Origin of the sequence: Pandoraea oxalativorans, from assembly GCF_000972785.3 — a bacterium.
Classification (GTDB): Bacteria; Pseudomonadota; Gammaproteobacteria; order Burkholderiales; family Burkholderiaceae; genus Pandoraea; species Pandoraea oxalativorans.
The window spans coordinates 581,525-605,523 of the sequence record NZ_CP011253.3 but is presented as its reverse complement, the minus strand read 5'-3'; the positions used below and the strand labels follow the sequence as shown (position 1 = coordinate 605,523).

Genomic DNA, 23,999 nt, shown 5'->3' with positions numbered 1-23,999 from the left:
TGCGCCCAGTGCGCTACGTGCGCTCAGTGCCCTTCGAACGAGCACAGCAGAAAAAGGTCCAGTCCGGCATCGCGAATCAGCTTCGATCCGCCCAGCTCCGGCAGGTCGACGATGGCCGCCCCTTCGATGACCGTCGCGCCGAGGCGCTCCAGCAGCTTCTTACCGGCGAGCATCGTGCCGCCCGTAGCGACCAGATCGTCGATCAGCAGCACGCGGTCGCCGGGACCGCAGGCGTCGGCGTGAATCTCGACCGTCGCACTGCCGTATTCCAGCTCGTACTCTTCGGCGACCGTCTGATAGGGCAGCTTGCCCTTCTTGCGAATGGGGATGAATCCGATGTTCAGCTCGTACGCGAGAATCGAGCCGAGAATGAAGCCGCGCGCATCGAGGCCCGCAATATAGTCGGGGCGTTGCGCCATATAGCGATGGACGAACACATCGATGAGCACCCGCAAAGTGCGCGGGTTCTTGAGCAACGGAGTGATGTCGCGGAACTGCACGCCGGGTGCGGGCCAGTCCGGCACGGTGCGGATCTGGCTCTTGATATAGGCGGCAGGGGACTCGTCGATCTGCACGGGGATCCTTCTTTCGGTACTGATAGGGAACACGCCACATTATGCCAAAAAGGCCCGGCCTGCCTGTGACGGTCGGACGTTGCGCCCTACGGGTGCCCCAGCAGCCGCGTCTCCGCCGCCACCAGCTTGTCGGGCAGGCCGCGCAGTACGACGATGTCCTCGGCCATCAGACGCGTCTCCGCCACCGGTTCCACGCCGCGAATGCCGTGCCGCCGGATCGCCGTCACCGTCACCCCGAGTTTGTCCAGTCGAAGCTCGCCCAACGTACGGCCGACGGCCGCCGCATTGAGCGTGAGCGGCACCGATTGCAGGCGCACCTGTTCGCGCTCGCCGCCTTCGTCTTCGTCGTCCAGCCCGTGGAAGTAGCCGCGCAACAGGCTGTAGCGCTCGTTACGCGCCTGCGCCACCCGACGCAACACCCGGCGCATCGGAACGCCCATGAGCACCAGCGCGTGCGAGGCGAGCATCAGGCTGCCCTCCACGATTTCCGGAACGACTTCGGTGGCCCCGGCGGCGATGAGGTCGTCGATATGCGTGTCGTCGACCGTGCGAACGACCACGGGCAGCGTCGGCTCCAGCGCCTGCACCTGCGCGAGTACCTTGAGCGCCGCCGGCGTGCTGTCGTACGTCACCACAATGCCCGCCGCCCGGTGAATCCCTGCCGCGACGAGCGCTTCGCGCCGGGCCGCGTCGCCGAACACCACGGTCTCGCCGGAGCTGGCGGCCTCCATCACGCGGTCGGGGTCGAGGTCGAGCGCCACGTACCCGATGCCCTCCTGCTCCAGCATGCGCGCGAGGTTCTGACCGCATCGACCGTAGCCGCAGATGATCACGTGCCCCGACGTCTTGATGCTCTGCGTCGCGATCTTGGTCATCTGCAACGACTGCATCATCCATTCGTTGGCGACGAAGCGCAGCGCAACGCGGTCGGCGTTGATGATGAGGAACGGCGCGCACAACATCGAGAGCAACATCCCCGCGAGCACCGCCTGCGACAGCGACGGGTCGAGCAGACTCCGGTCGATCACGAGATTGAGCAGCACGAAGCCGAACTCACCCGCCTGCGCCAGCCCCAGCCCGGTGCGGATCGCCGTGCCCGGCGGGCTGCCGAACAGACGCGCCAGCCCCGCGATGAGCGTGAATTTGACGATCAGCGGACCGACGAAGAACAACAGCACGAGCAACGGCTGCTTGAGCACGATGCTCGGATTGAGCAGCATGCCGGTCGTGATGAAGAACAAGCCGAGCAGCACGTCGCGAAACGGCTTGATGTCGTCTTCCACCTGATGGCGAAACGGCGTCTCGGCAATCAGCATGCCCGCGATGAACGCGCCCAGCGCCATCGACAGCCCCAGATGCTCGGTGATGTAGGCCAGGCCCAGCGTGAGCAACAGCAGGTTGAGCATGAAGAGCTCTTGTGAGCGTCGCGCGGCCACGATGTGGAACCAGCGGCCGACGAGTTTTTGCCCAATCCAGAGGAGCAACGCCAATGCGCCGGTGATCTTGAGCGCCGCCAGCGACAAGGCGAGCACCAGCGCCTTCGAGTTGCCGCCCAGCGCGGAGATCACGATCAGCAGCGGCACCACGGCCAGATCCTGAAACAGCAGCACGCCCATGATGTTGCGGCCGTGCTCCGTCTCCAGTTCGAGCCGCTCGGCGAGCATCTTGGTGACGATGGCCGTCGAAGACATGGCCAGCGCGCCGCCCAGCGCCACCGAGGCCTGCCATGAGAACGACCAGAACAGGTTGACGAGTGCGCCCAGCCCGACGGCGACGAGCAACGTCCCGAGCACCTGTGAAACGCCGAGTCCGAGCACCACCCGTCTCATGCTCTTTAGCTTGGGCAACGAGAATTCGATGCCGATGGAGAACATCAGGAAAACGACGCCGAACTCCGCGAGGTACTGCACGCGCTGCGAATCGGCCGCCAGCCCCAGCGCATGCGGGCCGATGACGATGCCCACGCTGAGATAGCCCAGCATCGGCGGCAGATGGAGCATGCGAAACAGCACCACCCCGACGCAGGCGGCAAACAACAAGACGAGAGTGAGTTCGAGCGGCGATGCCATCAGCTAGGGTCGGTTTCCTGAGTGATTCCGGGTGAGCGGGGTGCGTTGTCTTGCCAATGTCACGCAAGGGCCGTGCCAGCGTACGTCCGGACGGCGACCCGGGAAGCGCAAACCGGACCGGTTCGGGCGATGTCCCGAACGGCGCAGGACGGGGCGCGGGGCCAGACGTGGCGCGGCTGTCCTTCGACGCCACGTCCGTTTTGATATACTCCGCGCATGATAGCGAAAATCAATTCAGGCCGGGCACTAGAGGTCGCCCGGGAGGTGTTGCGCACTGAAGCCGACGCCATCGAACGCGTGTCCGCACACCTCGACGACAGCTTCTTCAAAGCGGTCTCGCTGCTGCTTGCCTGCCGCGGGCGCGTCGTCGTCACCGGGATGGGCAAGTCCGGCCACATCGGCCGCAAACTCGCTGCCACGTTCGCCAGCACCGGCACCCCCGCATTCTTCGTTCACCCTGCAGAAGCCAGCCACGGCGATTTGGGCATGATCACGGCGGATGACGTGGTCGTCGCCCTGTCCAACTCCGGCGAAACGGGTGAGCTCGTCAGCATCCTGCCGATGATCAAGCGCATCGGCGCGAAGCTCATCGCCATGACCGGCAACGCCGCATCGAGCCTTGGCCGTCTGTCCGACGTGCATCTCGACGCACACGTCGAGAAAGAAGCCTGCCCGCTGGGCCTCGCGCCCACCGCCAGCACCACGGCCGCCCTCGCTCTGGGCGACGCGCTCGCCGTCACGCTGCTCGACGCACGCGGCTTCGGCGCGGAAGACTTCGCCCGCTCGCATCCCGGGGGGGCATTGGGCCGCCGGCTGCTGACCTTCGTGCGCGATGTCATGCGTACCGGCGACGCCGTGCCGCGCGTGCGCTCCGACGCCAATCTCTCCGACGCGCTAATCGAGATGACCGCCAAGGGTCTCGGCATGACCGCCATCGTGGATGCCGACGATCGCGTCGTCGGTATCTTTACCGACGGCGACTTGCGTCGTTTGTTCAAGCGTACACTCGATTTCACCTCGCTGAAGCTGGCCGACGTGATGAAGGCCGATCCGCGCACCATCGATCCGGACAAGCTCGCCGCAGAAGCCGCCGAACTGATGGAACGCTTCGGCATCATGCAGTTGCTCGTGACGGAGAACGGCCGCCTTGTCGGCGCGCTGAACGTCCACGACCTGTTCGCCGCCAAGGTCGTGTGAGTTGTCTGCCCAGAGCCGTCTGCCAATGAGTCATCCGAGTCAAGCGAATCCCCCCAACGCCTCCGGCATTGCGCCCTTCGACGCAGCGGCCGCCACGCTTCGCGCGGCGCGTCTGCGCGTCATGGTGTTCGACGTCGATGGCGTGCTGACCGACGGCGGCCTGCGCTACGGCCCGACCGGCGAAGTCATCAAGACCTTCGATTCGCTCGACGGCCACGGTCTGAAGCTGCTGGGCGAAGCCGGCATCGTCACCGCCATCATCACGGGACGTCAGTCGGATATCGTCGCCAAACGCGCGGCGGATCTGCGCGTCGTGCACGTCTATCAGGGCGTGCACGACAAGCGCACCGCATTTGAAGACCTGTGCGCCAAAGTCGGCGTGACGGCCGACGTCTGCGGGCATATCGGCGACGACTGGCCCGACCTGCCCGTGCTCACGCGCGTGGGCTTTGCCGCCTGCCCGGCCAATGCGCACATCGAAGTGAAGGCACGCTGTCACTGGATCGCGAGTACGCGCGGTGGCGAAGGTGCCGCACGCGAGTTGTGCGACTTCATCTTGCGCGCGCAGGGGCGTTACGACGCCTTGCTCGCCGAAGCCATCGCCTGACGCGCCGGGAGAGTCGATCCACTCATGGCCATCCAACGCGTCTCGCCCGCTTCGCTGATCGCGATCGCCGTCCTGGCAAGCCTTGCGGCCGGCACCTACTGGCTCGTGCAGCGCACGCTGCCGTCCGACGCCGACCGCGCGCCGTACGTGAAGCAGCACATCCCCGATTACTACGCCGACGACATGGTGATCTCGATGCTTGCGCCCAACGGGGTGACGCAGTACCGCGTCAACGCCGTCCACATGACGCACTTCGAAGACGACCAGACCACGGCCATGACGATGCCGGCCGTGCGCGCCTTCACGCCGGACCAGCCCGAGGTGACCGCCACGAGCAAGCGTGGCACGCTCAACGCCGATATGTCGATCGTCGATCTGTACGACGACGCGGTCGTGGTGCGTCAGCCGGGGCCGCGCGATCCCGAAATGCGTGCGCTGTCCGAGCACTTCCAGGTGCTCGTGAACGAAGACATCGTGCGCACCGAAAAGCCGGTGCAGCTCTTCCGCGGGTCGTCCGTGATGTATGGCGACGGCATGATTTTCAATAACATCTCGCGCGCCGTACAATTGCTCGGCAATGTTCACGGCACGATCCAGCCGGCGGAACTGGGCGCCAAGCGCCCGCCGCCGTCCGGCCAGTCCGCTGCGCCGGCCGCCTCACGCGCGCCATCTCAGACTCCTCAGGGCCCCAAGACCCCATGACCGATCGCCTTTCACTGCGACCCGCCTCCGTATCGCTGCGCGCGCTTCGCGCGCTGGCCACCGCCTTCGCCGTCCTTGGCGCGCTGGCCGCGCCGCTGGCTCACGCCGAACGCGCCGACCGCGACAAGCCGCTCAATATCGAGTCGAACCACATGAGCTATGACGACCTGAAGCAGGTCAACATATTCACCGGCAACGTGACGATGACCAAGGGGACGATTCTCCTGAAGGCCGATCGCGTCGAAGTGACTCAGGATCCGGAGGGTTATCAGTACGCCACGGCTTACTACAAGCCGGGTGGCCCGCTCGCCTACATGCGTCAGAAGCGCGACGGCATCGACGAGTACATCGACGGCTGGGGCGAGACCATCTATTACAACGGCAAGACCGAAGTCGCCACGCTGACCACGCGGGCCACGCTCAAGCGTCTGGCCGGCGGTACGAAGGTGCTCGACGAGATTCACGGCAGCGTGATCACGTACGACACCTACAATGAGGTCTACACCGCCAACAGCGGTGCCGATCAGGTCACCCCCAACAATCCGAACGGCCGCGTGCGCGCTACGCTCGCCCCTCGCAACGCCACGGGCGCACAGGCGCCGGCGCCGGCGCCGGCACCGGGTGCCGCGCCCAAGGGCGACCTGCCGCCGCTGTCGCCTTCCAAGAACATCGGGAATCCGCGTGAGTAATTCTGCCAATAGCAACGTCTCGACCATCAACCCGGGCGCAGGCCCGGTGGGCAAGCCCAGCGCGCTCGTCGTGCGCTCGCTCAAGAAGCAGTACGGCGCGCGTACCGTCGTTAAGGATGTGTCGCTCGACGTGAAGAGCGGCGAGGTCGTGGGTCTGCTTGGCCCGAATGGCGCGGGCAAGACAACGTCGTTCTACATGATCGTGGGGCTGGTGCCTGCCGACGACGGCGAAATCCAGCTCGACGGCAACCTCATCAGCGAACTGCCGATCCACGAGCGCGCCCGCATGGGCGTCTCGTATCTGCCGCAGGAAGCGTCGGTATTTCGCAAGCTCACGGTCGAAGACAACATTCGCGCCGTGCTTGAATTGCAGGTCGATGCACAGGGCAAGCCCCTCAAGCGCGACGAAATCGAACGCCGCATCGAAGCCCTGCTCGACGAGCTTCAGGTGGGCCATCTGCGCGAGAATCCGGCGATGTCGCTCTCGGGCGGCGAGCGTCGTCGCGTCGAAATCGCACGCGCCCTGGCCACACAACCGCGATTTATATTGCTCGACGAACCGTTCGCGGGCGTCGACCCGATCGCCGTGCTGGAAATCCAGCGGATCGTGCGCTTTCTCAAGGACCGAGGCATCGGTGTCCTGATTACCGACCACAACGTGCGCGAGACGCTGGGTATCTGCGATCACGCGTACATCATCAGCGAAGGCTCGGTGCTCGCCGCAGGCACGCCTGACCAGATCGTCGCCGACGAAAGCGTCCGCCGCGTCTATCTGGGCGAAAATTTCCGGATGTAAAGCAGATTTTTCGCATGTAAACCCTGCCTCCGATAGGCGTCAGGGACGGTTCCGTTGGCGTGACAAAGCCTCTACAATGAAGGCGAGACCGCTATGAAACCGACTCTTCAACTCCGCACCTCGCAGCACCTGACCCTCACGCCGCAGTTGCAGCAATCGATCCGGTTGTTGCAACTGTCGACGCTCGAACTTCAGCAGGAAGTCGAGCACGCCCTCACCCAGAACCCGATGCTCGAACGCGAGGACGATTGGCTCGCCGGTTCGGTACGTGTGGGCACAGACGGGTCGCTACGCAACGAGCGAGGTTCGTCGTCCAGCGGTTCGAACGACAACGGCCCCGACGCCGCTAACGGTCACGACGAAGCACGCGAACTCGATGGCGAGGCCCGCTTCGACGACAACGCGCCGGATAACGGCAGCGACTGGAGCCTGAACGACTTCGCCCGCTCCGGCAGCGCATCGGACGACGACGACAATGCGCGTCCGCAGCTGCACGTCGACCATCCCAATCTGCGTGAACATCTGCTGGCTCAACTGCGCCTGACCAAGGCCTCACCGCGCGACCGCGCGCTGGTGGAATTCCTGATCGAATCCCTGGACGAAGACGGCTACCTTGGTAGCCTGCTCGACGAGATTCAGGCCGAAATGCCCGAGGAGCTGGCGCTCGAAACGGAAGAGATCAACGCGGCGCTGGCGCTACTGCAAAGTTTCGACCCGGCGGGCGTGGGCGCCCGCAGCCCGGCCGAGTGCCTGCGCCTGCAGCTTCAGCGACTGCCCGCAAGCGCTGTGCGTACGCTGTCGCTGCGCATCGTCACCGATCACCTGGAACTGCTGGCCGCGCGCGATTACACGCGTTTGCGCCGCCTGCTGGGTGTCGGCGAAGACGGCCTGCGCGCCGCGCATCAGCTGATTCGTTCGCTGGACCCGTTCCCGGGCTCGGCTTACGGCGCGCCCCAGGCCGACTACGTCGTGCCGGACGTGCTGGTACGCAAGCAGGGGAGCGGCTGGACGGCGGAGCTGAATCCGGAAGTGATGCCGCGTCTACGCATCAACGAGATGTATGCGCGCATTCTCCGAAATAACCGGAACGATCCGGGAACCGGCAACCTCCAACAGCAGTTGCAGGAAGCGCGCTGGCTGATCAAGAACATCCAGCAACGCTTCGATACGATCCTGCGGGTGGCGCAAGCCATTGTCGAGCGTCAAAAGAACTTCTTCACGCATGGCGAAATCGGCATGCGGCCCTTGGTTTTACGCGAGATTGCTGATACGCTGGGTTTACATGAATCCACGATTTCACGGGTGACAACGAGTAAGTACATGCTCACTCCATTTGGAACCTTCGAGCTTAAGTACTTCTTCGGATCGCACGTGGCAACGGAAGCCGGAGGCGCTGCGTCATCGACCGCTATCCGCGCACTCATCAAGCAACTCATAGGAGCAGAAGACCCGCAGAGCCCCCTTTCCGATAGCCGTATCGCGGAACTGCTGGCAGAGCAAGGTTTTGTGGTGGCGCGGCGCACTGTCGCGAAGTACCGCGAGGCCATGCGAATCCCCGCAGTGAACTTGCGCAAATCTTTGTAGGACAGTCCTGGTGCGCCATGTTGGCCGCTGGGGCATCACGCCGCAGTGCGACATTGCGTCACGTCAATGGCTCGCACCCTCGCTAGCCAGCGTCAACGTTGACGCGGCCTGCACTTCGGCATTTCAGCAAGGAGAGCAGCTATGAATCTGAAGATCAGTGGACACCATCTCGAACTCACGCCGTCGCTGCGCGAATTTGTCGTCAACAAGCTTAACCGCGTGTTGAATCATTTCGACCAGCTCATTGGCGCCGAGGTGATCCTCTCTGTCGACAAGACCAAGGAGAAGAGCGGACGCCAGATCGCGAGCGTCACGGTGTTTCTCAAGGGCAAGGAAATTTTCGTCGAGAAGTGTGACGAGAATATGTATGCCGCCATCGACAAGCTGATCGACATGCTCGACCGCAAGGTAATGCAGTACAAGGATAAGGTTCAGGATCACGGTCGCGAAGCCATCAAGCACCACGAACTTCCTCCAGAGGCGGAACCGCTGCAATAGCATCGTTCAGGCGTGGTCATCGCATTGGCTGATACCGACGAAAACCCGCAAGGAACCCCCTTAGCGCATATCCGTCTGTTGTAAGTCTGGCATCACCCACCGCGGGGCCGTTGAACGGCCCCTTTTGTATGGTTCGCCCCACTTCCGTGACTTGCCGCGAGCGCGGCGGCGAGTGGTCTATAATGCGAGGTCAATCGGGGGTTGGAGGGCGACCATGCGTTCGCCCGCATTACAAGATGAACCGTTTAGCCAAACTCATACTCGAGTCCAACATCCTGCTTGGACTGTCCGTTACCAGCAAGAAGCGCCTGTTCGAACAGGTCGGCCTCCTCTTCGAGAACAATGCCGGGCTTTCTCGCGCTGTGGTAACCGACAATCTGTTCGCCCGTGAGCGTCTCGGCTCGACGGGTCTTGGCGAAGGTGTCGCGATTCCGCATGGACGCATCAAAGGCCTGAAGTTTCCGGCCGCCGCGTTCATCCGCCTGGAAGAGGCCATTCCGTTCGAAGCGCCCGACGGTCAGCCCGTCTCCCTCCTGTTCGTGTTGCTCGTGCCCGAGCAAGCGACGCAGCAGCACCTCGAGATCCTGTCCGAAATTGCGCAGTTGCTCTCGGACCCCGAGATGCGCAGTATCCTGATCAACGCGCCCAGCGCCAACGATGTCCACGCCGCGCTGACGAACTGGAAGCCCTGAGTCGTCCCGCGTCGTCAGCGCACCGGTACGAATCGCCGCGAACACACACGAATTCCGTAGCTCCCACACCCAACCGAACGAGGCGACGCGGTGGAACTGACCGGCATCAACGCGCAAAGCATTTTCGACGACAACGCCGCGACGTTGCGTCTGTCGTGGCTCACAGGCCATGAAGGTTGGGAGCGCGGCTTCACGCCGGAGAGCGTGGCGACCGCCACCTCAAGCGCGGACCTCGTGGGCCACCTGAACCTCATCCACCCGAACCGGATTCAGGTGCTCGGCGAAGCCGAGCTACGCTACTACCAGCGTCTCACGGACGAGAACCGCAAGCGTCACATGGGCGAAGTCATCGCGCTGGAACCGCCGTTCCTCGTGGTGGCAGATGGCCTCGAAGCGCCGCCCGATCTGGTGCTGCGCTGTACACGCTCTTCCACCCCGCTGTTCACCACGCCGCTGTCGACGGCCTCCGTCATCGACAGCCTGCGTCTGTACATTTCTCGCGTTTTCGCGCCGCGCTGCACGATGCACGGCGTTTTCATCGACATTCTGGGCATGGGCGTGCTGCTCACCGGCGACTCCGGCCTCGGCAAGAGCGAACTCGGTCTGGAACTGATCAGCCGTGGACACGGCCTGGTGGCCGACGACGCAGTCGATTTCGTGCGTCTCGGGCCGGATTTCGTCGAAGGCCGCTGCCCGCCGCTGCTGCAAAACCTGCTGGAAGTGCGCGGTCTCGGTCTGCTCGACATCAAGACCATCTTCGGTGAGACGGCTGTGCGCCGGAAAATGAAGCTCAAGCTGATCGTGCAACTGGTGCGCCGTCCCGATGGCGAATTCCAGCGTCTGCCGCTCGAAGCGCAGACGGTCGACGTGCTGGGCCTGCCGATCAACAAGGTGATTCTGCAAGTGGCCGCCGGGCGAAACCTCGCCGTGCTGGTCGAGGCGGCCGTGCGCAACACGATTCTGCAACTGCGCGGGATCGATACGCTCAAGGACTTCATGGAGCGTCAGCGCCAGGCCATGCAGGACCCGGACGGCATGCAGGGCAAATTGCTCTGAGCGTGCGCAGTCGGTGAATCGACTGCCCGAAACAGCCGAAACCTTCCGGGTATACCGCTACTTTTGCGTTTTTCTGTCAACGCCGCGCGATTGCGGCGCGTTTTCTAACATGTTGTAATCGCAACGCGGTTCATCCCCGTGCCCGTGCGTCACGACCTTTTGGAGAGACGATCATGAAAAAAGCACTCGCTGCACTGCTTCTGGTATCCCCGCTGCTCGCATCGCCCGTGTTCGCTCAAACCGCCGCCGCCCCGGCATCCGCCCCCAAGGCGACCAACGCCCAACAAGACAAGATGAAGGCTTGCAACTCGCAAGCGACCGGCAAAACGGGTGACGACCGCAAGGCCTTCATGAAGCAGTGCCTGTCCGCTGGCGGTGCCGCACCTGCCGCCAAGCAAACGCAGCAGGAAAAGATGAAGACCTGTAACACGCAAGCCAGCGGCAAGAAGGGCGACGATCGCAAGGCATTCATGAAGCAGTGCCTGTCGAACGCTCCGGCAGCTTAAGTTTGACGCCGGGCGCTGACGCCTGACGAGCCTGACGGCGCCCCACGCGGGCGCCGTTTTCGCTTTTGGGTCGGGATTCTCGAAAATGCAGCGAAAGCAGCGGGGACGCCCTCGTTTTTGTCCACGTGACACCCGTACGACACAATCGCTTACCATGATGGTTGTATTCGGAAAATGTCATGAAGATCGTACTGATTACCGGCGTCTCCGGTTCGGGCAAATCGCTCGCCCTGAACGTCCTCGAGGATGCGGGTTACTACTGCGTCGACAATCTGCCGTCGCGCTTTTTGCCTGAACTCGCCGTCTACCTCGGCACACAGCACTACACACGCCTCGCGGTCGCCATCGACGCGCGCAGCGGCAGTTCGCTCGCCGAACTGCCGCCGATCATCGGCGGTCTGCGCCGTTTCGGCCATGACGTCCGCGTGCTGTTCCTCAATGCGACCACACAAACGCTGGTGCAACGCTTCTCGGAGACGCGCCGCCGTCACCCGCTTTCGTCGACGGGTGACGACACGCTCTCGGCCACCGGCTCACTCGTCGAAGCTATCGAGAAAGAGCGTGAGATGCTCAGCAGCGTCACCGAACTGGGTCACCAGATCGACACCAGCAATCTGCGCGCGAGTGCGCTGCGCCGCTGGATTCGCGAATTCGTGCAGCACGATCAGACCGGCCTTACGCTGATGTTCGAATCGTTCGGATTCAAACATGGTGTGCCGCTCGACGCCGACCTCGTCTTCGATGTCCGCTCGCTGCCCAATCCGTATTACGACCTGCAATTGCGCCCGCTGACCGGACGCGATCAGCCCGTGATCGATTTCTTGTCGGCCATTCCCGAAGTGGACGAGATGATCAACGACATCGGCGCCTATCTGCAAAAGTGGTTGCCGAGCTTCATGCGCGACAACCGCAGCTATCTGACGGTCGCCATCGGATGTACGGGCGGGCAGCATCGCTCCGTGTTCATCTCCGAGACGCTCGGCGCGCGCTTTCGCGACGAAGCGAGCGTACTCGTGCGTCACCGCGAACTTGCCCCCATCGATACGAAGTGAGGGGTCGCCGACTCGCTCAGGCCGGCAGCGACAACTGAGCGTCTTTCATACCGCGCAGCGACAGCGCGTCGGCGATCTTGCGAATCGGTGACGGCAACCCGGCGGCCACCACTCCCTCCCCGTCCAGCCACGCACGGTTGGCATCGTTGATCGATGTTGCCGACGACGCGGACAGCGTCACCATCCACGGTCGCAAATGCAATTTGAAGTGCGTGAAGACGTGCGTGAGGCCATGCAACGGCACGAGCGACTGCACCGCACCGACCTTCGCGCCCAGTGCCGCCGCATGCCTCACCAGACGCTCGCGCAGTAAGGGGTCGTCCGCGTCGCGTTTGTCGGTCGGCGGCGTGAGTTCCGGCAGACTCCACAGACCGCCCCAGATACCGCTGTCGGGACGTCGCTCGAACAACACGCGCTCGCCTGCACGAATGATCAGCACGTCGACGTAACGCTCCGGCTGCGCCTTTTTCGGCTTCGAAGTCGGCAATGTCCGCTCGCGTCCCGTCGCATGCGCGACGCAATCGCTGTCGAAGGGGCACTCGCCGCAGCGTGGCTTGCCGCGGGCGCACAGCGTGGCGCCGAGGTCCATCATCCCCTGCGTGTAGGCTGGCAAGTCGCTTTGCGGCAACAGCGATTCCGCCAGCGTCCACATCTCTCGCTCGATCTTCGGCGTGCCCGGGAAGCCTTCGATACCGAACACGCGCGCGAGCACCCGTTTGACATTGCCGTCGAGGATGGCGGCGTGTGCGTCGTACGCGAATGCGGCGATCGCCGCCGCAGTCGATCGGCCGATGCCCGGCAGCGTGGCGAGCGTTTCGGGATCTGACGGGAAACGTCCGCCATGAGTCTCGACGACGACCTGTGCGCAGCGATGCAAATTGCGCGCGCGCGAGTAATAGCCAAGACCGCTCCACAGCGCCATCACATCGTCTTGCGGGGCGCTGGCCAGCGCGGCGACGTCGGGGAAGCGTTCGAGAAAGCGGCCGTAATACGGAATCACCGTAGCGACCTGCGTCTGCTGAAGCATGATCTCGGACAGCCAGATGCGGTAAGCATCGCGCGTGTTTTGCCACGGCAGATCGTGACGGCCGTGCTCGGCCTGCCAGGCGATCAGACGCTGTGCGAAAGTGTCCGCGAGCGTGCTTGTGGTGGTGTCGTTGGGAGCGTTTTTCATAGCGTATTCGGGGGAAGCTTTATGTACTGCGTTCGACCGTAGATGAGGACACCCTTCGTCAAACCAATGTCCGACCCATCTCAATCCGACATCGACTGAATCTGTGTGGAACGCCTGCGTGCTTTCTCACCGTTATTTCTGACATTTCGGGCAGAAGAACGTGGAGCGCTGTCCCTGCACGATCTGCCGGATCGTCGTGCCGCACACGCGACACGGCTGGCCCGCACGGTCGTAGGCGAAATACTCCTGCTGGAAATAGCCGCTCTGTCCGTCGCTGCCGACGAAGTCTCGCAACGTACTGCCGCCTTTTTCGATGGCCGCTGCGAGCACCGTCTTGACGGCTTGCGCAAGCTTCTCGGCACGCGGGCGCGACAGCTTGCCCGCTGCCATGCGCGGATGAATGCCTGCACGGAACAGGCTCTCCGAGGCGTAGATGTTGCCCACCCCCACGACGATGCTGCCCGCGAGCAGCGCCTGTTTGATGGAGACGGTGCGTCCGCGCGTGCCTGCGTAAAGCCATGCGCCGTCGAAATCGTCGGTCAGCGGCTCGACGCCAAGACTGGCGAGCAGCGGATGCAGCAGCACATCGCCCGACGCACGCGGATGGAAGAGGACGGCCCCGAAGCGGCGCGGGTCGCGATAGCGCAGCGCGCATCGTTCGAAGACGAGATCGATATGGTCGTGAACGCCCGCGCTCGGCAGCGACTGCGGTTCCGGCACGACGCGCAACGTCCCGGTCATACCCAGATGCACGAGCAACCAGCCGGGCGCGTATTCGAGCAGGAGGTACTTGCCGCGACGGGTAACACCGATGAGCGTTTCGCCGCGCAGCAGGGCGTCGAGTCCGGCGGGCACCGGCCAGCGCAACGACCCGTTGCGCACGTCGATGCGCGCGACACGCGTGCCGGCTACGTGCGGCGCGATACCGCGGCGGGTGACTTCGACTTCTGGGAGTTCAGGCATGCCTGCGAACGTTTGCTGAGGATTTAGACTCTATTGTATCGGGCGCGCTACAATCGCTCGAAACCTGCCGTGGATCCCTATGCCGAACACCCGATTCCAGTCCATTCCCGCCGCCGACCGTACCGCGGAAACCGTGGCACCCGTGGTTTTGCGCCTGCGCGGCGCCCTGGCTCGCGGGGCCTGGGCCGGAGCCACGGCGCTTGGCGTGACCTGCGCCAGCGCAATCATGGCATTCCTGCCATCTTCGAACGCTTTCGCCCAATCCGGACCGGCGGCGCAGACCGCGCCCAAGGCACCTGCCGCGCCTGCCAAGGCCAGCGCACCGGGTGCCGCGAGCCGTGCCGACGCTGACGTCGACAGCGAAGACGTCGCACCGAACGCGAACGTCCCGCGCGAGAAACTGCCGAACGTTGCGCTCAGCAGCGAGATCGTCTTCGAAGTGATGGCCGCCGAATTGAGCCTGCAACAAGGCAATCTGGCCCCCGCCTTCAATACCTACGTGGCCCTGGCCAACCGCACGAAGGATCCGCGCATGGCGCGCCGCGCGGTTGAGATTGCACTCGGCGCACGCCAACTCGGCGACGCCCTGATTGCCGCCAAGCTGTGGCATCAGCTCGACCCGTCGTGGCGTCCGGCCACCCAACTGCTGGCCAGCCTCGAGGTCGGCACCGGCCATCTGGCCGAGGCCGAACCGCTGCTGGTCGACGAACTGAACAAGGTGCCTGAAGCGCGTCGTGGTCAGGCCATTCTCGAATTGCAGCAGATGATCGCCCGCAGTCCGGAGCGCGCCACCGGCATCGATTCGCTCAAGCGCATGCTGGCGAGCGACATGCAGCGTCCGGAAGCGCAGCTCGCCCTCGCCCGTTCGCAGCTCGACGCAGGCGACACTGCCGGCGCGCGCACGTCGCTCGAAACTGCACTCAAACTCAAGCCCGATTACGAAGCCGCCGCCCTGCTCTACGGTCAGATGGGCCCGGCGGAGCGCACCGGTGCAATCGCCAGCCTGAAGTCGTTCCTCGACCGCAATCCCAACGCCAAGGAAGCCCGCTTCGCCTACGCCAAGCTGCTGCTTGCCGACAATCAACTCGACGCCGCGCAAAAGCAATTCGAAACGCTGGAAAAGCGTTACCCGCATGAGTTGTCGACGCTGATGGCGCTCGCACTGCTGAACCTGCACGCCAATCATCCGGAACAGGCCGAACAGTATTTGCAGAAGTACGCGACGGAAGCCGAGCAGCAGAACACCGACGGCGCGCAGGCTTACGTCTACCTCGCGCAGATCGCGCAGGACCGCAAGGATTACCCTGCCGCCGACATGTGGCTCTCGAAGATTCGCGAAGACAGCAACGCCTATCTGCCCGCACAAATCGGCCGTGCGCAGTTGCTGGCGGACCAGGGCAAGCTCGACGAAGGCCGCGCGCTGTTGCACGGCATCAAGTCGAGCGAGCCGCGTGAGCAACTTGCGCTCAAGCGTGCCGAATCGGATCTGCTGGTCAAATCCAAGCGTTACGACGATGCGGAGAAGTTGCTCGCCGTCGAAGTCAAAAACCATCCGGACGATGCCGACCTGCTCTATCAGTACGGCATGGTGGCCGAACTGAACAAGCACTACGACGTGATGGAAAAGGCGATGCGCCGCGTGATGGCTTCGCAGCCGGATAACGCGCAGGCGTACAACGCGCTGGGCTACTCGCTCACCGAGCGCAATACACGACTGCCGGAAGCACTCAAACTGCTGCAAAAGGCGTCGTCGCTCTCGCCGGAAGATCCGTACATCATGGACAGCCTCGGCTGGGTGAAGTACCGCCTCGGCGACAAGTCGCAAGCACTCGAACTGCTGCGTCGTGCATACGGCATTCAGGCGCAGGCGGAAATCGGCGCGCATCTGGGCGAGGTGTTGTGGGAGTCGGGGCAGCAAGACGAGGCGCGCAAGACCTGGCGCGAGGCGCTCAAGCTCGATGGTGACGACGACACCCTGCGCTCGACGATGAAGCGTTACAACGTCGCGCCTTGATGACCGGAATGACGTTAGCACGTATGGTCGAGAAGTCTCAATTTGCGGCGCGACGGTCGACGCAACGCGCCGACGTTTCGAAATTCGTTCGTGCAGCCGCTCTCGTGGTGGCCTGCACGGCGAGCGTCATCGCAACGGGATGTGCCAGCCTCGCGCCGCCGACACCCGTCGAGCCGACCGCCGGTACAACCGTCGAACACTATCGCGGCCGCTTCTCGGTGCGCTACGAGCAGAACGGCGAAGCACGTAACACGTACGGCAATTTCGACTGGCAGCAGAACGGCGAGAACGCCACCGTCCAACTGCTCGACCCGCTGGGTCAGACGCAGGCAATCGTGCGCGAGAATCCGCGAAGTGCCTCGCTGGAACTGCCGGGCAAGGCACCGCTCACCGGACCTCGTCTCGAAGACGTGATGCACGATGCGCTCGGCTTCGCGTTGCCGGTGGGCGGTCTGCGTTACTGGCTGCGCATGCAGAGTGCGCCGGGGTCGCAGGCGAGCATCGAACGCGATCCGCAGACGCAGCGGCCCACTCATCTGAAGCAGGACGGCTGGTCCATCGACTATCAGGCGTATTTCGACGGCACACCGTTGCGCGTCAAACGTGTCGATCTGTCGCGCGATCTCGGCGGCTCTCCGCTCGCCGTGCGACTGGTGATCGACGAATAAGCCCGCGCCCTGTACCCCCCTCCCATTCATAGTCTTCCGTTTTTGCCTCGCCATGTACGAAATCCTGCGTGACTGCCCGGCCCCGGCCAAGCTGAACCTGTTCCTGCACATCGTCGGACGACGGCCTAACGGGTATCACGAACTGCAAACCGTCTTTCAACTGATCGACTGGGCCGACACGCTGCATTTCGAGCGCCGCGACGACGGCCAGATCGTTCATACGAATCCGCTGCCCGGCGTGCCGCCGGAGACCGATCTGACGGTGCGCGCCGCGCGCCTGCTGCAAGAACGCTGCGGCGTGCGTTTTGGCGTGGATATCGGCATCGAGAAGCGTCTTCCGGCCGGTGGCGGCATTGGTGGCGGCAGCTCGGACGCGGCGACCACGCTGCTCGCGCTCAACCGCATGTGGCAGCTCGATCTGCCGCGCGAAACCCTCCAGGCACTGGCCCTGAAACTCGGTGCAGACGTGCCGTTTTTCGTTTTCGGCCGCAATGCCTTCGCAGAAGGCCTCGGCGAAGAACTGCACGCCGTGGATCTGCCGCAGCGCCACTTCCTTGTGGTGAACCCGCGCGTGCACGTCGCGACCAACAAAATATTTACGGATCCCCTGTTGACAAGGGATACGAAGATCGTCACAATGGCGTTCTTTCTTGAGCACGCCAACAAAAACGTGTTCGAAACGGATGAAATCTTCCGTAACGACATGCAGGCGGTTGTCACTCGAGAATACGCGGAAGTCGCTGCTGTGATTGACTGGTTCAGAACCTTCACCACTGCACGCATGACGGGATCCGGTGCTAGCGTGTTTGGTGTATTCGACACGAAAGCGGATGCGGAAGCAGCATGCAAGCGATTGCCGGAGCGCTGGATGGGTCAAGTGACCACTAGCCTGGCCGAACATCCAATGTTCGCCTTCGCGTAAAAGGGTTTTTACTTTGTTGCGTTTCCTACAACGCAGCGAAGGCATCGGTTAGTGTAGGGGAGTCGCCAAGTTGGTTAAGGCACCGGATTTTGATTCCGGCATACGAGGGTTCGAGTCCTTCCTCCCCTGCCAATTTCTTCTGTCGTAAAGTCTCAGCATCCAATCGTCCCGCAGGTAGCCAGATGAGTAGTGATAACCTGATGGTATTCACCGGGAACGCCAATCCCGCCCTGGCCCAAGCGGTCGTCGACACCCTCGGTATCCCGCTTGGCAAAGCCATGGCCAGCCGGTTCTCGGATGGTGAGATCCAAGTCGAAATTCAGGAAAACGTGCGCGGCAAGGACGTCTTCGTCCTCCAGTCGACGTGCGCTCCGACCAACGACAATCTGATGGAACTGATGATCATGGTCGACGCGCTCAAGCGCGCTTCTGCCGGCCGGATCACCGCTGCCATCCCGTATTTCGGCTACGCCCGTCAGGATCGTCGCCCCCGCTCGGCGCGCGTGGCGATCTCGGCGAAGGTCGTAGCCAACATGCTGCAAATCGCAGGCGTCGAACGCATCATCACGATGGACCTGCACGCCGACCAGATTCAGGGCTTCTTCGATATCCCGGTCGACAACATCTACGCTTCACCGCTGCTGCTGCAAGACGTGCGTGCGCAGAACCACGAAAACCTGCTGGTGGTGTCGCCGGACGTCGGCGGCGTGGTCCGTGCCCGTGCCCTCGCCAAGCAACTGCATTGCGATCTGGCCATCATCGACAAGCGTCGTCCGAAGGCTAATGTCGCTGAAGTGATGAACATCATCGGTGAAGTCGAAGGCCGTACCTGCGTCATCATGGACGACATGGTCGACACCGCCGGTACGCTGTGCAAGGCCGCACAAGTGCTGAAGGAACGTGGCGCGAAGAAGGTGTATGCCTACTGTACGCACCCGGTGCTTTCGGGCGGTGCCGCAGCGCGCATCAATGCCTCGGAGCTGGATGAAGTGGTCGTCACCGACACCATCCCGCTGCGCGACGACTCGAAGGGCGGCAAGATTCGCCAACTGAGCTGCGCGAACCTGCTGGCCGAGACGTTCTCGCGCATCCGTCGAGGCGACTCGGTGATGTCGCTGTTCGCGGAATAAGCGTTCGGTAAGTTTTTGCGACGGCGCCTGTGTGGCGCCGTTGTTATGTCGGCGGGGAGCCTATCCCCGCCTTTGTCGTTCCTGAACCCCGTGTTTTTCGACGGGAAATTCAGGAAGAAATCGCTGCCTGGTCGCGGGCAGCTCAAGGAGTTGTTATGAAAGTCGTCGCTTTTGAGCGTAATCTGCAAGGTACGGGTGCGAGCCGCCGCCTGCGCAATGCCGGCAAGACCGCGGGCATCGTGTACGGTGGTAACGTTGATCCGCAACTGATCGAGCTGGATCACAATGCCCTGTGGCACGCCCTCCGCAAGGAAGCTTTCCACTCGTCGATTCTCGAGCTGGAAGTTGCTGGCAAGACCGAACAAGTGCTGCTGCGCGATGTGCAGTACCACCCGTTCAAGCAACTGGTTCTGCACGTTGACTTCCAACGTGTCGATGCGAACAAGCCGATCCACGTCAAGGTGCCCCTGCACTTCCTGGGCGCAGAAAACGCCCCGGCCGTGAAGCTGGCTTCGAACGTGATCAGCCACATCCTGAACGAACTGGACGTTAGCTGCCTGCCGAGCAAGCTGCCGGAATTCCTGGAAGTCGACCTGTCGACGCTGGAAGCTGGCAAGACGGTTCACGCCAAGGACGTCAAGCTGCCCGCCGGCGTGACGCTGACGCTGCACGTCGAGCAAGAAAACCCGGTGGTGGCGCAAGCCGTTCAACCGGCTGGCGCTGCTGCTGACGAAGCGGCTGCTTCGGCTGAAGGCGAAACGCCGGCTGCCTAAGCCTCGTTCGCTAGCTTTCAGCGGCGACGCTGGACGCAAGACCCGCCGCGACATCATGTCCGGCGGGTTTTTTTATGGCGGCGCGCATGCCACGGTGGCGCGTGCCAAGATCCTGATACCGAAATGATCAAGCTGATCGTAGGGCTCGGCAATCCGGGCGCCGAATACACTGCGACGCGTCACAACGCGGGCTTCTGGTTCGTCGACGCACTGGCGCAGCAATGCGGCGCATCGCTCACCCACCAGAAAAACTTTCAGGGCTTCGCCGCGCGTACGCGCGTGGCCGGGAACGAAGTGTGGCTGCTGGAGCCGCAGACCTTCATGAACCGCTCGGGGCAGTCGGTCGTCGCACTGGCTCGCTTCTACAAGATCCTGCCGGATGAGATCCTCGTCGTGCATGACGAACTCGATTTGTTACCCGGCACCGTCAAGCTCAAGCGTGGCGGTGGTAGCGGCGGGCACAACGGCCTCAAGGATATTGCTGCGCATCTGACGACGCCCGAGTTCTGGCGTCTGCGTCTGGGCATTGGACATCCGCGCACGCTGCAACCGGCCGGCAGTCAGCAACAAGTGGTGGACTTCGTGCTCAAGCCGCCGCGCAAGGAAGAACAGGCGCAGATCGACGACGCCATGTCGCGATCGCTCGACATCGTCGACCTGGTCGTCAAGGGTGAGATGGAAAAGGCGATGATGCGCCTGCATGCGACGCCGGGGAAGTGAACCGGCGGCGATATCCGGAAGCGCTGGCGGAGCAGAATGAGCGGCCGGGCGCCGCTCGATCCCGACTGGGACAGCGGGAATCCTTCTCCGGCATTCCCGCGAGTCGCCACGCAGACACGCTCAATGGCAGGCGGGATTCAGGCCGCTCAGGCCATCCGGTTCATTCAGACTGACTTGGCGGCCTGAAGATGGGTGTACTTCTCCAGCAGTTGCGTGGGCGTCTCGACATGCTCCGGATTGATGGGAATACACTCCACCGGGCACACCTGCACACACTGCGGTTCGTCGAAGTGTCCGACACACTCCGTGCATTTATTCGGATCGATCTCATAGATCTCGACCCCCATCGAAATTGCGTCGTTCGGGCACTCAGGCTCGCACACGTCGCAATTGATGCATTCGTCGGTAATCATCAGTGCCACTGTCGACTCGCTTTCCTCTGGCCGTTCATTGACTTGCGTGAACCCCGGCGAACGGCGGCCGTTACGGTTCCTGGAACAATTCCTCGATTATACGAAAGTTAGCGGGTGTCCACTTGCCGTCGCCGCGACGGACACCGCCACGCTCCCGCTCCATGCACCGGTTCGTCTGTCGACCGGCCCACTTTGGTGCACGACGCACCGTCGGGCGGAGTGCCCATGCCTGCATCGGCGTGCGCCAACCTCGCACGCCGCGCCGTATCGACGTCAAGGCTATCGCCATCAACGCTCCCGACCGGCTGGCACGGTTAGTGCTTTATCACTGAGCACCACTGGTCGTACCAGTTCGACCGCCGTGACCTGCGCGCGTTATTGCGTACGCAAGCCCCTTTTACGTCATCGTCGTTGCTAAAGCCTAGGAGTTCCAGTCATGCCTGCGTTCCTTCATCAAGCCGGTCGTCGCCGGATGCTGCAAGCGGTTGTCGTTGCGTCGCTGGGAGGTCTCGCAGGCCTCGCCCATGCCGATGCCCTCCAGACCGTCGCCAAGACCGGTGTCATCCGCATCGCTATCCCGCAGGACTTCCCGCCGTTCGGCTCGATCGGCACCGACCTCAAGGTGCACGGCTACGACATCGACATGGCGGAACTGATCGGCAAGGAGATCGGCGCGAAGGTCGAACTCGCACCGGTCATCAGCACGAACCGCATCGCGTATCTGACGACGGGCAAGGTCGACGTCGTGATTTCATCGCTGGGCAAGAACGCCGAACGCGAGAAGGCGATCGATTTCACGAAGGCGTACGCGCCGTTCCCGAAGAGCGTCTATGGTCCGCAAGACATTGCGATCAAGGTGCCCGCCGACCTCGCCAACAAGACCATCGCCGTGACGCGCGGCTCGACGGAAGACCTCGCACTGACCGCCGTCGCCCCGCCGAGCGCGAACATCAAACGATATGAGGACAACAACGCGACGGCGGCGTCGTATCTCGCCGGTCAGGTGCAGCTCGTGACGCTGGGCAACATCGTGGCGAACGCTGTGCGCGAGAAGAGCAAACAGCGCGCCTTCGATCTGAAATTCCCGGTTGAAGAAACGCCCTGCTACATCGGTGTGGGTAAAGGCGAAACGGCGATGGTGGCGAAGCTGAACGCGATCATCGACAAGGCGAAGGCCGATGGTCGCCTGAACGCGATGTCCGTCAAATGGATGCAGGCACCGTTGCCCGCCGGATTCTGATCCACATCGCGCACGAACGCACAGTCAGACAGTCGCTTCGATTTGCGGGCTGCGTCGCGATGCGATGCGCCGCGCCGCTTCGGTCGTCGCACTTAAGTCAGTGCGCTTAAACCTGTCCGCAACAAAAAACCCCGCAGTGTCGAAACACACTGCGGGGTTTTTTCTGACGTCACGTGAAATGATCGGTAACAACGCAGGCATGCTTAACGCTTCGGCTTCGGCTTCAGCGTCATCTCACCGACTTTCCTGGACAGCCATTTTTCGACGGCCGGGCACACGAACATACTGACACCGCCCCCAGATGGTCGATCCTCACGGCCCGGGTGCCCTCAGGCCTTCTCCGATACCGCTAGCAATTGCGCAATGCGCTGGGACGCACTCAAGGCCAGCCCCTTCGCCTCGACGGCATTGAGAAGTTCCTGCCCCGATGCGTCCACTTCGACCCCCTTGAGTACTGCGGTAGCGTCGTTGAGACGACACGCCTTGAGCCACGCACTCATTTCGGGGTTCTGCTCCCACCGCGTGTAATTGTCCAACGTCGGTGCCAACATCCTTAAGAAATCGATGGGCTTTTCTGGCGGGCGCACGGGCACGCACATCGCATTCTGTTCCTGCTGATTCTCCACGTGCGCTTCCACCCATGCGGCAACGCTGCCTGAAAAGACGGGGCGGCACCAGCGGAGGAACAAGAGGTTGATCGTGCCATCCTGGAACACCGGTAGCTTCGGCCAAAGCGAATACGGAACCGCGGAGGCACTGCAATCGATATACAGCGTGTCTGGATCTGCGTCGAACTCCCCACGCTCCAGCACGATGCGCGAGGGTTCGATCGCTTGCAGGCGGCCCAGCCGCACGATCTCCCCGATCTTGCGCAACTGAGCCAGCTCCCCGCGAGAGACGAGCGCGCAGCGGTAAACCGTGGGTTCGACTGCGGGGTCGATACGCATTAATACGCCCCCTGCCTCAAGCCGCAGGAACATGTCGGAAACGTCGCTTGCGTCGCGAATTGCATCGAATTGCACTTCGCAGCTTTCGAAATAGCGCCGCCAGCCCATTTGGCCGGGAAGCAGGATGGCTCGGTCCATCATCCAGGGGTCGCGCGGCACGATCCAGCGAATACGCTCGTAAGGTACGCCATTCTCGATCAGCCAGATGCACGCATCCATGCCGGTCTTGCCCGCGCCAACGACTGTGTAACACGAGTATGGCCGTGCCACCTTCGCGAGGTCGTTGCAAGGAATACATCGCACACCGTCTGCCACGCTGTACTTGGGCGGGTGAGTGGATGGCACCTCGGTGTTCGAAAGCGTGCCGTTCACCCATTTGCGTCGCACGTGCACCTCATGCTCGGCGCCGCTCAACAGCGAGCGGAAGCGGTGAGTGTTGCCCTCGCTCGCGAAATGATCGCATTTTGGGGACCACTGCACGCGGCCAGAGGCGAGGAAACGTTGTTTCATCACCAATTCGAAATACGCGAGCACTTCGGCCCCCGTGGCAAGCCTGGGCATCCCTTTGTTGAAGCCCGTCAGCTCATAGGAGCCGTCGCTTAGTTCGAGTGATGGCACGCCATACCACGCGGCCGACAAGTGCAGTCGCACGTGCGGATAAGCATCGTTCCAATGGCCGCCCGGACGGTGGTGGCGATCGACCATCACCACGCGCGCGTCCGGCGACTCACTGAGCAACGTGTCCACGAACGCCATGGCTAAGGCGCCCGTCCCTGTTACGAAATAGTCCGTCTCAATCCGTTCCATCTCACTCTCCTCGATAGGAAACTTCAAAGTCACGTCATAACGATTTCGATGCGATGCGCGCATCGGATTTCGGTAATGGAAAGCCCCGTCCGCACATAATTGCAGCTTGCGCAACCGCGAAGGGAACGCCGGGTTCCCAAAAAACTGGGGCCGCTTGCGACCCGGTTACGGCACCTGGACGGGATGAAGTCGCAAGAACGCTCGC

The 23,999-nt window shown here is 62.8% G+C and carries 24 protein-coding genes and 1 tRNA gene; 19 read left to right on the top strand and 6 right to left on the bottom strand.

The features are described 5' to 3' along the window. Positions 1-23 precede the first annotated feature (23 nt). Positions 24-575, bottom strand: a complete 552-nt coding sequence (locus MB84_RS02825) for an adenine phosphoribosyltransferase (protein ID WP_084009576.1) — start codon at positions 573-575, stop codon at positions 24-26. An 86-nt stretch (positions 576-661) separates the two neighbouring features. After that, positions 662-2,644, bottom strand: coding sequence for a monovalent cation:proton antiporter family protein (locus MB84_RS02820; RefSeq protein ID WP_046290673.1), 1,983 nt, complete (start codon positions 2,642-2,644; stop codon positions 662-664). 216 nt (positions 2,645-2,860) lie between these two features. Here MB84_RS02820 and MB84_RS02815 point away from each other — a divergent pair, with 216 nt between their 5' ends. The 11 genes from MB84_RS02815 to rapZ all read left to right on the top strand — a co-directional run bounded on the left by MB84_RS02815 (position 2,861) and on the right by rapZ (position 12,023). Then, positions 2,861-3,841: a KpsF/GutQ family sugar-phosphate isomerase gene (locus MB84_RS02815; RefSeq protein WP_046290672.1), complete on the top strand. Its 981-nt coding sequence runs from the start codon at positions 2,861-2,863 to the stop codon at positions 3,839-3,841. A gap of 121 nt (positions 3,842-3,962) precedes the next feature. Further along, positions 3,963-4,448, top strand: a complete 486-nt coding sequence (locus tag MB84_RS02810) for a KdsC family phosphatase (protein ID WP_046293336.1) — start codon at positions 3,963-3,965, stop codon at positions 4,446-4,448. A 24-nt stretch (positions 4,449-4,472) separates the two neighbouring features. Next, entirely contained in the window at positions 4,473-5,150 is a 678-nt protein-coding gene (gene lptC, locus MB84_RS02805) for an LPS export ABC transporter periplasmic protein LptC (protein WP_046290671.1), read from the top strand. Continuing rightward, complete coding sequence (gene lptA, locus MB84_RS02800) at positions 5,147-5,839, top strand: lipopolysaccharide transport periplasmic protein LptA (protein WP_046290670.1); 693 nt, start codon at positions 5,147-5,149, stop codon at positions 5,837-5,839. Before lptC ends, lptA begins: the two co-directional genes overlap by 4 nt. Positions 5,840-5,864: 25 nt before the next feature. Then, positions 5,865-6,635 carry an LPS export ABC transporter ATP-binding protein gene (lptB, locus tag MB84_RS02795; RefSeq protein ID WP_046293335.1) on the top strand — a complete coding sequence of 257 codons (771 nt, stop codon included), beginning with the start codon at positions 5,865-5,867 and terminating at the stop codon, positions 6,633-6,635. 93 nt (positions 6,636-6,728) lie between these two features. Further along, complete coding sequence (locus MB84_RS02790; RefSeq protein ID WP_046290669.1) at positions 6,729-8,219, top strand: RNA polymerase factor sigma-54; 1,491 nt, start codon at positions 6,729-6,731, stop codon at positions 8,217-8,219. Positions 8,220-8,360: 141 nt separating this feature from the next. Then, positions 8,361-8,717 carry a ribosome hibernation-promoting factor, HPF/YfiA family gene (gene hpf, locus MB84_RS02785; protein ID WP_039395515.1) on the top strand — a complete coding sequence of 119 codons (357 nt, stop codon included), beginning with the start codon at positions 8,361-8,363 and terminating at the stop codon, positions 8,715-8,717. A gap of 236 nt (positions 8,718-8,953) precedes the next feature. Continuing rightward, positions 8,954-9,409 (top strand): PTS IIA-like nitrogen regulatory protein PtsN, encoded by a 456-nt coding sequence (gene ptsN, locus MB84_RS02780; RefSeq protein WP_046290668.1) that lies wholly within the window; start codon positions 8,954-8,956, stop codon positions 9,407-9,409. Between the two features lie 90 nt (positions 9,410-9,499). Further along, a complete protein-coding gene (hprK, locus tag MB84_RS02775; protein WP_039395509.1) occupies positions 9,500-10,465 on the top strand; it encodes an HPr(Ser) kinase/phosphatase in 966 nt (321 codons plus the stop codon). 173 nt (positions 10,466-10,638) lie between these two features. Beyond that, on the top strand, positions 10,639-10,971 hold the full coding sequence (locus tag MB84_RS02770) for a PsiF family protein (protein ID WP_046290667.1): 333 nt from the start codon (positions 10,639-10,641) through the stop codon (positions 10,969-10,971). 179 nt (positions 10,972-11,150) lie between these two features. Further along, on the top strand, positions 11,151-12,023 hold the full coding sequence (gene rapZ / locus MB84_RS02765; protein WP_046290666.1) for an RNase adapter RapZ: 873 nt from the start codon (positions 11,151-11,153) through the stop codon (positions 12,021-12,023). A 16-nt stretch (positions 12,024-12,039) separates the two neighbouring features. Here the strand turns inward: rapZ and mutY are convergent, their stop codons facing one another. Both mutY and mutM read right to left on the bottom strand, forming a co-directional pair. Beyond that, positions 12,040-13,197 (bottom strand): A/G-specific adenine glycosylase, encoded by a 1,158-nt coding sequence (gene mutY, locus MB84_RS02760; protein WP_046290665.1) that lies wholly within the window; start codon positions 13,195-13,197, stop codon positions 12,040-12,042. Positions 13,198-13,329: 132 nt separating this feature from the next. Beyond that, the gene (gene mutM / locus MB84_RS02755) at positions 13,330-14,160 is read right to left on the bottom strand and encodes a bifunctional DNA-formamidopyrimidine glycosylase/DNA-(apurinic or apyrimidinic site) lyase (protein ID WP_046290664.1); all 831 of its coding nucleotides are present in this window, start codon (positions 14,158-14,160) and stop codon (positions 13,330-13,332) included. Between the two features lie 79 nt (positions 14,161-14,239). On the opposite strand from mutM, the gene MB84_RS02750 reads away from it, so the two are divergent. From MB84_RS02750 to pth, 7 genes are all read left to right on the top strand, one after another. Beyond that, positions 14,240-16,174: a tetratricopeptide repeat protein gene (locus tag MB84_RS02750; protein WP_052652895.1), complete on the top strand. Its 1,935-nt coding sequence runs from the start codon at positions 14,240-14,242 to the stop codon at positions 16,172-16,174. A gap of 8 nt (positions 16,175-16,182) precedes the next feature. Continuing rightward, a complete protein-coding gene (locus MB84_RS02745) occupies positions 16,183-16,842 on the top strand; it encodes an outer membrane lipoprotein LolB (RefSeq protein WP_245725469.1) in 660 nt (219 codons plus the stop codon). Between the two features lie 52 nt (positions 16,843-16,894). After that, complete coding sequence (gene ispE / locus MB84_RS02740; protein WP_046290663.1) at positions 16,895-17,764, top strand: 4-(cytidine 5'-diphospho)-2-C-methyl-D-erythritol kinase; 870 nt, start codon at positions 16,895-16,897, stop codon at positions 17,762-17,764. Positions 17,765-17,819: 55 nt separating this feature from the next. Further along, positions 17,820-17,896: transfer RNA gene (locus MB84_RS02735), tRNA-Gln, on the top strand. Between the two features lie 50 nt (positions 17,897-17,946). Further along, a complete protein-coding gene (locus tag MB84_RS02730; RefSeq protein WP_039395490.1) occupies positions 17,947-18,894 on the top strand; it encodes a ribose-phosphate pyrophosphokinase in 948 nt (315 codons plus the stop codon). A 155-nt stretch (positions 18,895-19,049) separates the two neighbouring features. Continuing rightward, positions 19,050-19,667, top strand: a complete 618-nt coding sequence (locus MB84_RS02725; RefSeq protein WP_046290662.1) for a 50S ribosomal protein L25/general stress protein Ctc — start codon at positions 19,050-19,052, stop codon at positions 19,665-19,667. Between the two features lie 123 nt (positions 19,668-19,790). Beyond that, on the top strand, positions 19,791-20,387 hold the full coding sequence (pth, locus tag MB84_RS02720; RefSeq protein ID WP_046290661.1) for an aminoacyl-tRNA hydrolase: 597 nt from the start codon (positions 19,791-19,793) through the stop codon (positions 20,385-20,387). Between the two features lie 164 nt (positions 20,388-20,551). On the opposite strand, the gene MB84_RS02715 is transcribed toward pth, so the two are convergent. Beyond that, entirely contained in the window at positions 20,552-20,809 is a 258-nt protein-coding gene (locus tag MB84_RS02715; protein WP_046290660.1) for a YfhL family 4Fe-4S dicluster ferredoxin, read from the bottom strand. Between the two features lie 463 nt (positions 20,810-21,272). Between MB84_RS02715 and MB84_RS02710 the strand changes: the two genes are divergently transcribed. Further along, positions 21,273-22,040, top strand: coding sequence for a transporter substrate-binding domain-containing protein (locus MB84_RS02710; RefSeq protein ID WP_245725549.1), 768 nt, complete (start codon positions 21,273-21,275; stop codon positions 22,038-22,040). A gap of 329 nt (positions 22,041-22,369) precedes the next feature. Here the strand turns inward: MB84_RS02710 and MB84_RS02705 are convergent, their stop codons facing one another. After that, complete coding sequence (locus MB84_RS02705) at positions 22,370-23,857, bottom strand: NAD(P)/FAD-dependent oxidoreductase (protein WP_211279339.1); 1,488 nt, start codon at positions 23,855-23,857, stop codon at positions 22,370-22,372. Positions 23,858-23,999: the final 142 nt, after the last annotated feature.